This window comes from Pseudidiomarina terrestris (assembly GCF_030466375.1).
In the GTDB taxonomy this organism is placed as follows: Bacteria; Pseudomonadota; Gammaproteobacteria; order Enterobacterales; family Alteromonadaceae; genus Pseudidiomarina; species Pseudidiomarina terrestris.
Window position 1 is genome coordinate 314,166 of sequence record NZ_JAGGJE010000001.1, and the last position, 11,164, is coordinate 325,329.

12 protein-coding genes are annotated in these 11,164 nt (G+C 52.2%); 6 read left to right on the forward strand and 6 right to left on the reverse strand.

The genetic code is table 11. From position 1 onward, the window contains the following. Nucleotides 1-75 precede the first annotated feature (75 nt). From folA to J6J28_RS01495, 5 genes are all read left to right on the forward strand, one after another. Nucleotides 76-582: a type 3 dihydrofolate reductase gene (gene folA / locus J6J28_RS01475; protein WP_301719514.1), complete on the forward strand. Its 507-nt coding sequence runs from the start codon at nucleotides 76-78 to the stop codon at nucleotides 580-582. A 91-nt stretch (nucleotides 583-673) separates the two neighbouring features. Further along, complete coding sequence (locus J6J28_RS01480) at nucleotides 674-1,069, forward strand: DUF3718 domain-containing protein (RefSeq protein WP_301719515.1); 396 nt, start codon at nucleotides 674-676, stop codon at nucleotides 1,067-1,069. A 106-nt stretch (nucleotides 1,070-1,175) separates the two neighbouring features. Then, entirely contained in the window at nucleotides 1,176-2,642 is a 1,467-nt protein-coding gene (locus tag J6J28_RS01485; protein WP_301719516.1) for an alpha/beta hydrolase, read from the forward strand. Nucleotides 2,643-2,652: 10 nt separating this feature from the next. Next, nucleotides 2,653-3,387 (forward strand): ABC transporter ATP-binding protein, encoded by a 735-nt coding sequence (locus J6J28_RS01490; RefSeq protein ID WP_301719517.1) that lies wholly within the window; start codon nucleotides 2,653-2,655, stop codon nucleotides 3,385-3,387. After that, nucleotides 3,384-4,532 (forward strand): ABC transporter permease, encoded by a 1,149-nt coding sequence (locus J6J28_RS01495; RefSeq protein ID WP_301719518.1) that lies wholly within the window; start codon nucleotides 3,384-3,386, stop codon nucleotides 4,530-4,532. Before J6J28_RS01490 ends, J6J28_RS01495 begins: the two co-directional genes overlap by 4 nt. Nucleotides 4,533-4,540: 8 nt before the next feature. Here the strand turns inward: J6J28_RS01495 and J6J28_RS01500 are convergent, their stop codons facing one another. From J6J28_RS01500 to folE2, 5 genes are all read right to left on the reverse strand, one after another. Further along, a complete protein-coding gene (locus J6J28_RS01500; protein ID WP_301719519.1) occupies nucleotides 4,541-5,872 on the reverse strand; it encodes an NAD(P)/FAD-dependent oxidoreductase in 1,332 nt (443 codons plus the stop codon). Between the two features lie 16 nt (nucleotides 5,873-5,888). Further along, nucleotides 5,889-6,470, reverse strand: coding sequence for a GNAT family N-acetyltransferase (locus J6J28_RS01505; protein WP_301719520.1), 582 nt, complete (start codon nucleotides 6,468-6,470; stop codon nucleotides 5,889-5,891). An 11-nt stretch (nucleotides 6,471-6,481) separates the two neighbouring features. Beyond that, nucleotides 6,482-7,846 carry an adenosylhomocysteinase gene (gene ahcY, locus J6J28_RS01510; protein WP_301719521.1) on the reverse strand — a complete coding sequence of 455 codons (1,365 nt, stop codon included), beginning with the start codon at nucleotides 7,844-7,846 and terminating at the stop codon, nucleotides 6,482-6,484. Between the two features lie 36 nt (nucleotides 7,847-7,882). Next, nucleotides 7,883-8,896 carry an adenosine kinase gene (locus tag J6J28_RS01515; RefSeq protein WP_301719522.1) on the reverse strand — a complete coding sequence of 338 codons (1,014 nt, stop codon included), beginning with the start codon at nucleotides 8,894-8,896 and terminating at the stop codon, nucleotides 7,883-7,885. A gap of 78 nt (nucleotides 8,897-8,974) precedes the next feature. Further along, nucleotides 8,975-9,913 (reverse strand): GTP cyclohydrolase FolE2, encoded by a 939-nt coding sequence (gene folE2 / locus J6J28_RS01520; RefSeq protein WP_301719523.1) that lies wholly within the window; start codon nucleotides 9,911-9,913, stop codon nucleotides 8,975-8,977. Nucleotides 9,914-10,083: 170 nt separating this feature from the next. Here folE2 and J6J28_RS01525 point away from each other — a divergent pair, with 170 nt between their 5' ends. Beyond that, the gene (locus tag J6J28_RS01525) at nucleotides 10,084-10,425 is read left to right on the forward strand and encodes an Hpt domain-containing protein (RefSeq protein ID WP_301719524.1); all 342 of its coding nucleotides are present in this window, start codon (nucleotides 10,084-10,086) and stop codon (nucleotides 10,423-10,425) included. Here J6J28_RS01525 and J6J28_RS01530 read toward each other — a convergent pair. Then, nucleotides 10,402-11,157, reverse strand: coding sequence for a response regulator (locus J6J28_RS01530; RefSeq protein ID WP_301719525.1), 756 nt, complete (start codon nucleotides 11,155-11,157; stop codon nucleotides 10,402-10,404). The two genes, J6J28_RS01525 and J6J28_RS01530, sit on opposite strands and share 24 nt — an antisense overlap. Nucleotides 11,158-11,164: the final 7 nt, after the last annotated feature.

An 11,164-nucleotide genomic window follows, 5' to 3' on the forward strand; every position in this document is an offset into this window, starting at 1 on the left:
TAACAATTGATTCAGGCGTTGCTCGTAGCCAGCGGACGGGTATGAGCACCCTGGTGCACGAGCAACGAGGTTTTTATGCGAATTGCATTGATTGCGGCCATGGCCCACGACCGGGTTATCGGAAAAAACGGTGATATGCCGTGGCATTTACCCGCCGAACTGCAACATTTCAAGCGCATCACTATGGGTAAGCCGGTAGTGATGGGACGCAAAACCTACGAATCCATTGGTCGGCCGCTGCCCGGTCGTACCAATATCGTGCTCAGCCGCAAGTATCAGCAGCCTTATACTGACGAGCAGGGCGTGGTCTGGGTAAGTGATACCGGCCAGGCCGTAACAGCGGCTGGAGATACTGAAGAGTTGATGGTCATCGGTGGCGGTCACGTCTATCAGGAATTTCTGCCCCATGCAGCGCGTCTCTACCTGACGCAGATTGATGTTAAGGTCGAAGGCGATACCTGGTTTCCGGATTTTCATGCACTCGGAGAGTGGGAGCTAAAAGAGCAAGTCGAGCACCCCGCCGATAAAAACAATCCTCATTCTTTCAGTACTCAGGTGTTCGAACGCGTAAATAATTTGTAAAAGTAGACCTGCCTGTTAACAATATATTCCGTTGTAAGGCTTGAATGAGCAGGGTAGGATGAGCTCCAGTGAGAACACTTGAGGTTATTCGATGTTCAAATCGATTACATCATGGCTAGCTGCAACTAGCGCTGCGATGGTCTTGATGCCACTCAGTTTGCCGGCATCAGCACAATCCTACTTAGAGTCCGAAGAAGTTGCGTTAGTCTTCTGCGCCTATGTGCGCGACAATCATACGGTACGTTTGCAGCGTAAGCTTCGCGACATGCGCATCCGCTTGCGTGATGTTTATTCCAATATCCGCTGTAATGACGCCACGCTGATTCAGTTTGCTGTTAAAAATGATGCCCATGATATCGGTAGCTTTATTGCCCGCAGTGTCCATATTGATGACATCAGACAGGTGGGCGATTTCGAATGGATGCGAGAGCGTAACCTGTTAGAGACGCCGATTGGTGAAATACTCGCTGGTCGTTTCCAGCCTTAAGCGTTGTTGGCCGGGCGAATGCCACATTTCTTTACAGTTTTAACCCTTTCCGAAGCTTGCCCGAACGTTTAGACTGTCTGCATTCGTTACAAATGGATAACAATGCATGAAAATCTCCATTGCACCTCTTTTGTTGGCTGCCGCAGTTGCGAGCTTTGCAACTCATGCGCAGGATGCCGCTGCACCCGTGCCGTCAGCTCAGGTGGAGCTCGAGTCCTGTTACCTGAAAGACATTTCTGAGCAACTGCGCTGCGGTACCTTGCAGGTTCCCGAAAATTACGATGCACCTGACGGCCGAACCATTGGCATCAATTTCGCGGTGTTGCCCGCTGTGCGCGAGAGTAAACAAGACGACCCCCTATTGATTTTAGCCGGCGGCCCAGGCCAAGCAGCGACAGAACTCGGCAGCATGATTGCGCGTATTTTCCAGAACGTCCGGCAGCAGCGGGATATTCTGCTCATCGACCAACGTGGGACTGGCGGCTCCAATCCGCTTAGTTGTGCCATGAGCCATGTCGAAGAGTTGGTCAAGGCGGACGATGCTATCGACTTAGCGGAGATGGCAGAAAGCTGCCTGGCTAAGTTTACCGATGTTGACTTAACTCAATACCATACCGTGAATGCCATTCGCGATTTTGAAGCCGTGCGGGAAGCTTTAGGCTATCCACAGGTAACGCTCTACGGTGGTTCTTATGGATCACGCGCCGGGCTGGTTTACATGCGCGAAGCGCCGCAATCGGTGCGGGCTGCCGTACTTGACGCAGTAGCGCCCGTGCAAGTGGTGGTGGGTCCCTTTGGCCGTCATGGCGCAGACTCTTTTGAACAATTGCTTGCCCGTTGCAAAGCGTCGCAGGTCTGTAGCGAGACGTTTCCTAATCTTGACCTCACTTACCGTACCCTGATGCAACAACTTGAAGTTGACCCCGTTCCCCTGACCGTCAGAGACCCGCTGAGTAACGAGCCGGTTGATATTCTTGTGACTGCCGGCCGGCTGAGCTCGGTGATGCGTGTGGGGCTTTATCATCCCACGACGCGGCAAATGCTACCTTATGTGATTCAACGCACTGCTGAGGGCGATTACACCCCGTTAACCGGCTTATTAGGAAGTACCATGGCACAGTCTGAACTTTATATGGGACTTACGCTAAGTGTGCTGTGCAGTGAAGACTTGCCGCGGGCGACACCTGAGCTGCTGACTGCGGATGGTGACAATACCTTTATTGGCAGCCGCACTGCCGATGCCTTTATCGATATGTGTTCGGTGTGGCCGAAACAAGCACGTCCAGACGAGTGGTTTACGCCGGTGGAAAGTGCTATTCCAACCTTGTTGCTGTCGGGCGAGCTGGATCCGGTAACACCGCCGGCCTGGGGCGAGCTGGCCGCGGAAACCCTGAGTAACAGTCGCCATCTGGTGGCGCCCCAGGGGGCACACACCATTGTCGGCCATACCTGTGCAAACCGCCTGGCAAGCGAGTTTATTAAAGACCTGGACTTGCAAAAGCTCGATCCTAAGTGCCTGGCAGAACAACGCCCGCAACCTTTTATTTTGAATAGTAACGGCAAAGGATTATAAGAGAGTCATCATGATCGAAGTCAAATCACTAAAAAAATCCTTCGGTAAGGTGACGGCTCTTGATGGCCTGACGTTTAGCGCGCCTGAAGGACAGATCACCGGACTACTTGGCCCTAACGGTGCCGGCAAAACCACCTGTCTGCGGACGATTTACGGTCTGCTCAAAGCAGATACAGGCGAGGCCCTGATTGACGGCATCGATGCCAATCTGGAGCCGCTTGCGGTGCGTAAGAAGATCGGCATTTTCCCGGACAAGTTTGGCCTCTACGAGCGCCTGACTGCCCGCGAGCAAATTGCCTATTTCGCAACGCTCCATGGTCTTGAAGGTGACGCCGGCGCAACTGCGGTGCAGAACGTCATCTCACGGCTGGACATGGATGCAATTGCCGACCGTCGCGCGACAGGATTCTCGCAGGGCCAGCGGATGAAAGTTGCTTTGGCCCAGGCCATTGTGCACCGGCCTAAGCATTTGATTCTTGATGAACCAAGTCGCGGACTCGACGTCATGAGCACCCGTATTTTACGTGACCTGCTGCGCGAGTTACGCGATCAAGGTACCAGTATTTTATTTTCCAGCCACGTCATGCAAGAAGTGGCTGCTCTTTGTGATCAGGTGGTGGTGGTCGCTGCTGGCAAGGTCGCTGCGCAAGGTACACCGACCGAACTCTGTGAGCAGACAGGGGAAGAAGCACTGGAAGAAGCTTTCGTAAAAATTATTGGTACCGATGAGGGTATTGCAGCATGAGATCACCAGTAAACATTGTTATGCGTAAAGAATTAAAGGATGCTTTGCGCGATAAACGCTCGGTTATGGCGGCTATGTCTTACGCATTTTTCGGTCCCTTGCTGATGGCGGTGGCGTTTTACGTATTGATTAGCCAGCTTACCGATACCAGTAATGTGAAAATCGATATTGAAGGCGCTGACTATGCACCAGCATTTGTGGCCCATCTGGAGCGGCAGGGAATCGTGACGCGGGATGAAGACTGGCCAGCAGGGCAGCAGCCGATTACATTGGCGATTGCGCCAGAGTGGGAAGACAATATTGCCACGGCGCAGCCTGCGAAAGTCACGCTGACCGCGGATTTTTCGTCACAGAAGCAACGTACAGATATTCGTCGGGTGGAAAGCGCGGTTGAAAATTACACCCGGCAACTGAGTTATATTCGTTTGCAAATGCGTGGCATTGATCCACGTATTACGCAGGGCGTCGATCTGGTCAAACACGATACCGCAACCAAAGGCTCAAAGGCCGCCATCTTGCTCGGTAGTGTGCTGATCTTTATTTTACTTTCGGTATTTTTCTCAGGCATGAACGTCGCCATCGATATCAGTGCCGGCGAACGTGAGCGCAATTCACTGGAGCTGTTGCTATCACAGCCGCTGACCACTGAGCAGCTGGTCTGGGGCAAAGCGCTTGCGGCATCGGCATTTGCCATGTTCGGGGGGATTTTAAGCGCGGTGCTGATTCCGTTCATTTTTAAGTTTTTACCACTGCATGAAATCGGCATCAGTATTGTGTTGGCCTGGCCCATGATTCTTTTAATCATGATGCTGTTGGTGCCGCTGGCGCTGCTGGCGACTGCATTGCAACTGTTCGTGTCGTTCCGGGCGAAAAGCTTCAAAGAAGCGCAGACCTACATCTCGCTGCTGTTAATGGCGCCTATGCTGGTGGTATTTGGCGTTGAGTTTGCGCGCGTGAAAAATCAAATTCTGTATTACTTACCTTTGACCGGGCAACATCAGGCTTTGTTGGATATTATTAAAGGTGAGTCACTGCAGTGGGGCGCTATGGCAGTAAGTGCAGTAGCGACGGTACTGGTTTCAATGTTGTTGCTGCGTCTGATTAGCCGTATGCTTAGCAGTGAAAAAGTGGTGTTCGGACTTTAAGGTCAGGGTTACAGGCTTCGCCAGCGAGCGAGCTGGTAAAAAGCCCATTGACCGACACGACGAAAATGGGGAAAAGGAAACTCGGGTAGCGGTGACTGATAAAACGGAAGGGGTGGTAACTCTTCTCCCATCACCAGTTCCGCCAGCCGTTGCCCGGCAATTTGAGTAAAGGTCACACCAGCACCGCAATATCCCATACTGGTGTAGACCCCTTTCTCGGGACTATAAACGCGTGGATAATCATCCAATGCAACGCTCACCCAGCCACTCCAGTAATAGTCGGCTGGCTCGCTGGTGAGTTCACGTAAGGCCGGGAAGCTGCCACGTAGGGCCTGCAACAGGTGGCGGGCATAGCGTGGATGACCCGCATCTTTACCGCGGATGGCACCGCGACCACCAAAGAGCAGGCGCCCGTCCGGTAGCAACCGATAATAATACTTCAACGTGCGGGTATCCATCACCAACTCGCTGCTGCTCAGCCCAATGGCCTGGCGTTCCTCGGCATGCAACGGGCGCGTGACGATGACACTGGAGAGCACCGGCAGCGTACGGCCGTGAATGCTCGGGTGTAGGTGATTAGGAGTATAGCCGTTGGTGGCGATAATGATGTTCGGTGCACACACGCGCCCCTTGGCCGTATGCAAGCGGTGCAGGCCACCCACTTTATCCCAGTGCTGAACCGGTGCGTCCTCAACCAGAGTAACCCCTGCCTCGCTGGCCTGACGCGCAATACTTGCCGTGAGTAGCACCGGGTTAATACCAAAACTTTGTGGAAAGTGAATGGCTGCATGGGCCTGCGGGCTGCGGATGCGCGCTTGTATGGCGTCGGAATCGAGCCAGCGCGTGTTGGGGTCAAACTCTTTTAAGGTCTGATAGCTATTGCGAAGGCCCTCTACAGCGCTGGGCTGATGCGCCACTTTGAGGTAACCGCCACGCTGTACCTGTAACTGCTGAGGGCACAGTTCAAGGTGCTGCTCCAGGCGGTCGAAGCCGCGCTGATATTCAGCTTGTATAGCACGTGCACCGGAATCGCCCAGACGCTTTTGCCAGTCTCCGTAGCCCAATCTGCCGGTCCCAGGCATCGCGAAGCCGGCATTGCGGGTGGAGCAACCCCAACCGATCCGGTTTGCGTCGATGAGCACCACCTTTTGGCCGAAGCGTTTAGCAAGCTCCAGCGCGGCATTGAGTCCGGTGTAACCGGCGCCGATGACAATGCAGTCCGTGCGTTCTGGCAAAATTGCTGAAGGTTGGGGGAGTTGTGTCTTCGTTGTCGCCTGCCAATAACTGCGAGCGTGAGGTTGCGCTGGGCCGGGACAGTTATCAACAAGCGGGTCGTACATAGGTAGGCTCGTTCTATTAGCGATCGAAGCGCAGCACCATTTCTCCGGCAGTGCAATGACAAACACCGTCACACACGGGGCAATGGTAGCCGCCATGAATCGAGAGTTCATACCAGCGGCCAGGATGTTCTTGAATCATCTCTCCGCCGCAGCGAGTAAAATAAGAGTATGCACTATTATTTGGACTTTGCATCCAAATATGCGCAAGACCAGCTTTACAGCCCAGAGTTTGTGCAGCAGCAATGGAGCGATTGAGTAACCCGCGACCAATACCCAGGCCACGACTGATTTCTGCAACCGCGGCGCACTTGAAATAGCACATCTGCTCTTTCGGCACCGGCCATGCTGCAGGCGTACACCAGCTGTCGATGTCCCATTTTCCAGGGGCAAAGGTCAGCCGAATGCCCGCCAGCTGGTCGCCGACAAACGCCAGCCAGTTGAGGTTAACGCCGTCTTTTTCGCCACGCTCGACGTAGTCGGCCAGGCTTTCTTCGGTTAAATAGTTTTCACCATGTACCCGGTTGCCTAATTCAATAACGGCCGCGTGATCGGCGGCCGTTAGTTCGCGGTAGGTCACTACCGGTTTTGCTTGCGTCATAGGTGACACCATTAGTAGCGGTATTCGTCGGTTTTGTAGGGGCCTGCGACATCAACATGGATGTAATCAGCCTGCTCCTGGGTCAATTTAGTCATGACACCACCAAAGCCCTGAACCATATAACGAGCAACTTCTTCATCAAGTTGTTTTGGCAGCACTTCTACCCGTAGCTTGTCAGCTTTTTCTGCTTCAGACAAGTCTGCAAACTTCTCAGCGAATAAGTGCAGCTGTGCCAGTACCTGATTCGCGAAAGAACCATCCATGATACGGCTTGGGTGACCCGTTGCGTTACCGAGGTTGACCAGGCGGCCTTCGGATAGCAACAACAAGTAATCGTTCTCATCGTCGCTGCGATGAATCATGTGTACTTGTGGCTTGACCTCGTCCCAGCGCCAGTTTTTACGCATAAACGCAGTATCGATTTCGTTATCGAAGTGACCAATGTTACAGACCACAGCGGTCGATTTAAGTGCAGTCAGCATGTGCTGATCACAGACGTTAACATTACCTGTGGTTGTGACGATAAGGTCGATGGTTTGCAGGAGGTCTTTATTGATACCGCCAGCTTCGCCCGTATTCACGCCGTTAAGGTAGGGGGATACCACTTCGTAGCCGTCCATGCAGGCCTGCATCGCACAGATCGGGTCAATTTCCGCAATACGCACGATCATGCCTTCCTGACGCAAACTGGCTGCCGAGCCTTTACCTACGTCACCGTAGCCGATAACCAAAGCCTTCTTGCCTGACAACAGATGATCTGTGGCGCGCTTGATCGCATCGTTTAACGAGTGACGGCAACCGTATTTATTGTCGTTCTTGGATTTGGTGACTGAGTCATTGACATTAATCGCAGGCACTTTCAAGGTACCGTGCTTCAACATTTCCAGCAGACGATGTACACCGGTGGTGGTCTCTTCAGTGATACCATGTACTTTATCCAGCATTTGCGGGTACTTGTCGTGAATTAACAAGGTCAAGTCACCACCATCATCAAGAATCATGTTGGCATCCCACAGCTCACCGTCTTTATGACAGGTTTGCTCCAGACACCATTCGTATTCTTCTTCAGTCTCGCCTTTCCAGGCAAACACTGGAACACCGGCTGCGGCCATTGCTGCTGCTGCGTGATCCTGAGTGGAGAAGATGTTGCACGACGACCAGCGAACTTCAGCGCCAAGTTCTATCAGGGTTTCAATTAAAACCGCGGTCTGAATGGTCATGTGAATACAGCCGATGATGCGTGCGCCTTGCAACGGCTTCTCATCTGCGTATTTGCGGCGAATGGTCATCAGCGCCGGCATTTCTGATTCGGCGATAGAGATCTCTTTACGGCCCCAATCGGCTAAGCTGATATCTGCAACTTTATAATCTGTCATAGCTAAAACCTCGCTTAAGAACAACGTTTAAGTCGTTTAATTAAATTCCGGCTCATGCTGAAGCTTGATGAGCAACTGCTGCTGCTGATCCAGGCTCAAGCGCGGGCCAAAGCTGGCAACTACTGCTGCGGCAGCGTGGCTGGCAAGTAGGCCACAGGCGGCCAGAGAGTACTTGCGGGTCAGCCCGAACATCATCGCGCCGGCGAACATATCACCAGCACCGTTGGTATCGACGGCTTTTACCGGGATACCTGGAACTGCAACCTGGCGCGTACCGTCACCGACCAAGGCGCCATCCTTGCCTAAGGTGATCGCAACCAGCTTGGCATGGCGCTGCAAGTGTTGCAGTGCCGCTTGTACGTCGTCGGTGCCGGTTAGGATCCGTGCTTCTTCCTGATTACAGAACAACACGTCTACACCGCCCGCCATGATCTCATCAATACCCTCGCGGAAGTATTTAACCATGGCTGGATCCGAGCAGGTCATGGCGATCTTGGTGCCGTTCGCGCGCGCCACTTCCTTCGCACGGGCGATGGCTTCACGGGCCACAGGTGAGGTCACCAGATAGCCTTCAATGTAGAGATACTCGGCGCGCGCAATGGCGTCTTCATCCAGCTCTGCGATACTGAGATCCGCAGTAATACCGAGATAGGTGCGCATGGTCCGTTCGGCATCAGGCGTCACCATGACCAGACAGCGTCCGGTCTTACCTTCATGCTTTTTACTGCCGGTATTGGTGGTAATACCGATCTCTTCCATGTCGTCACAGTAAAATTGTCCTGCCTGGTCGTCAGCGACTTTACAGCAATAGAAAGCTTTGCCGCCAAACTGGCTGAAGCCCACCAGAGAGTTCGCAGCTGAACCACCACCTGATTGCTTCTTAAGTTCGCCGCGTTTGGCGAGCTCGGCAATCAAACGCTCTTGTTCAATGTCCTCGATTAAGGTCATCATGCCTTTTTCGATTTTATGCTGCTGTAAAAACTGGTCTGTGACTTCAAACTCTTGGTCGACCAGCGCATTGCCAATGCCGACGATATCAATAGAATCCATGCGATACTCGGGTATAAGTTCTAAAACAAAAAAATCCGGCCGCTAAGTATACAGCAGCCGGATTTAGAGGTCGATAAATTAGGCCTGGAAGCCGCCAGGAACACCTTTCGTGGTAATGCTGACTGCATCGTGAGCGTGTAGAGATTCGTAATGATTAACACGTACCCAGAAATCGGAGAACGCCGTTTGCTGGTTTAGTGCATGCTGTAAGCGCCGTGCAGCGTCTTCACAGAACATTAGATTCTGACCATTCAACCGTGCAAACTCTTGCTCATCTTCACGTTTCACTGCGGCCTGGACAGGCGTCTGCAGCGCGTCTTCAATCGAATCGATAAGCGCGATAATAGGAAGCTCGGAGATCTGTTCGCCCATCACCACTTTCACTTCAGCGACCGAGCGCTGGCTGTGTGGGGTGGCGACGATACCCTGAGTCGAGCCTAACCAGCGGTGCACCACTTCTGCGTCGACATCTGCATCAGTACCAAACTGATCGGCAAAGGCATCCTGAATCAATTGCCGCGCCAAAGCTGCAGAGCAGGGGCAGGTCGATGAGTAGGGAACGTCAACGGCGAGTTGCAAATACAGCTTGCCATGGTCATAACGTCCAATCACAGTGACCGGGTAAGCTTTCCAACCTGGCTTCTTACTGATCAATGCTTTTCGACGTAAGTGATAATCGAAGCTAAACTTAACGTAAGCTTGATCAGACAGGCCTTCATGACTATCAATAAAGTCATGCAGTAATTTACTGAGAGATTGGTGTGACAATACGTTATTGTTGGATAAATCCTCCAGCAACAAATAGAGTCGCGACATGTGAATGCCTTTGGCTTTTGGATCTTTAAGATTTACAAAAGCATCGACCAGCGCGCTAACTGGACGCTCTGGTTCGTTGGCTGCGCCAACGACCAATGGCATCTCGATGTTACTCATGCCGACCCAATCAAGCGCGCCTTCAGTTTGCGCTTTGGTTTGATTGGCGATATCTGGCATCATTGTCGGTGTAGCTATTGGCATGCGAATACGGCTCCAAACATTGCAGTGAGTACGAATGTACACAAACTTCCCAAAAATGGGGCGATAGTATACTAGATTTAACCTGATTACGGTAGTTTGCCATATCGGGTTCAGTACAGAAGGAAAGATTTTCGATTGGGGCTATCGATTTGGCACAAGGAACACAGGTTATGCTAGATAAAAAGCTACTTGAACAGTATGCAGAGCTTATGGGTGACGATGGCGTGCAGGATATGTATTCGACCTTTGCGGATAACATAGGCGGCTATCTGAATCACATGCAATGGTTGCTGCAAAAGCGCGATGAGAAGGAATTTCGCAATCAGGCGCACCGCATTAAAGGCGCGTGCCGGTCGGTAGGATTGCGCCAGCTGGCCAATATTATGGAGCGTTTTGAACGTGAACAGTGGGAGTGGCAGCAAGCCGAGGAAGAGTTAGCGCAATGGACAGCAGAGCTGCCCATGCACCAACATCAAATCGAGGCGTGGTTAAGCGCTCGGCGAATTCAGTGAAGGTTGTTCAAGGTGGCGTACATTGACGTCACCGACAAAGCGATAGCCTTCGCCATGAATTGTGGTAATGAGATTTGGCGACTGACTGTCAGCCTCAAAATGACGACGGATGCGGCGGATAGCGACATCAACGGTACGGTCATTGGGGCGTAAGTCACGATCCAGCATTTTCTTAACCAGCGTTTCACGGTCAAGAATTTTGCCCGGGTTGGTCAGAAAAAGCTCCATTGCCCGGTATTCACTTTTTGGCAAACGGAACATTTTGCCATCAGGAGAGAACAAGCAACGGCTGTCGCTTTCTAAGCGCCAGTTGTTGAATTCGTACACGATACTGTCGTGGCCGATGGTCTTTTGCTGATTTTTGATGGCTTCAATGCGGCGGTAAAGGTTGCGCACACGCATCAGCAGCTCTTTCGGATTATACGGCTTGATAATGTAGTCGTCAGCACCGAGTTCCAGTGCCAGTAAACGATCTTCTTCGGCATCCCGGCCGGTTAAGAAAATCAGGCCTACATTTTCGTTCTCGCGAAAGTTCTCCGCAAGTTCAATGCCGCTTTTTCCCGGCAGGTTGACATCCATGATCACCAGGTCGACTTGCTGACGCGCCATAATACGTTGCATTTGCATGCCGTCGGCAGCATCGTAGACATCGTAGCCTTCCTGCTGAAACAACCGGGTTAGGGTGTTACGGGTGACGACTTCATCTTCTACGATTAGTAATCTAGCGCTCATATTGGTT

What these genes read in the sequence shown, in the direction of transcription:
- folA (WP_301719514.1), top strand. Translation starts at nt 76, where the DNA reads ATGCGAATTGCATTGATTGCGGCCATGGCCCACGACCGGGTTATCGGA.
- J6J28_RS01480 (WP_301719515.1), top strand. Translation starts at nt 674, where the DNA reads ATGTTCAAATCGATTACATCATGGCTAGCTGCAACTAGCGCTGCGATG.
- J6J28_RS01485 (WP_301719516.1), top strand. Translation starts at nt 1,176, where the DNA reads ATGAAAATCTCCATTGCACCTCTTTTGTTGGCTGCCGCAGTTGCGAGC.
- J6J28_RS01490 (WP_301719517.1), top strand. Translation starts at nt 2,653, where the DNA reads ATGATCGAAGTCAAATCACTAAAAAAATCCTTCGGTAAGGTGACGGCT.
- J6J28_RS01495 (WP_301719518.1), top strand. Translation starts at nt 3,384, where the DNA reads ATGAGATCACCAGTAAACATTGTTATGCGTAAAGAATTAAAGGATGCT.
- J6J28_RS01500 (WP_301719519.1), bottom strand. Translation starts at nt 5,872, where the DNA reads ATGTACGACCCGCTTGTTGATAACTGTCCCGGCCCAGCGCAACCTCAC.
- J6J28_RS01505 (WP_301719520.1), bottom strand. Translation starts at nt 6,470, where the DNA reads ATGACGCAAGCAAAACCGGTAGTGACCTACCGCGAACTAACGGCCGCC.
- ahcY (WP_301719521.1), bottom strand. Translation starts at nt 7,846, where the DNA reads ATGACAGATTATAAAGTTGCAGATATCAGCTTAGCCGATTGGGGCCGT.
- J6J28_RS01515 (WP_301719522.1), bottom strand. Translation starts at nt 8,896, where the DNA reads ATGGATTCTATTGATATCGTCGGCATTGGCAATGCGCTGGTCGACCAA.
- folE2 (WP_301719523.1), bottom strand. Translation starts at nt 9,913, where the DNA reads ATGCCAATAGCTACACCGACAATGATGCCAGATATCGCCAATCAAACC.
- J6J28_RS01525 (WP_301719524.1), top strand. Translation starts at nt 10,084, where the DNA reads ATGCTAGATAAAAAGCTACTTGAACAGTATGCAGAGCTTATGGGTGAC.
- J6J28_RS01530 (WP_301719525.1), bottom strand. Translation starts at nt 11,157, where the DNA reads ATGAGCGCTAGATTACTAATCGTAGAAGATGAAGTCGTCACCCGTAAC.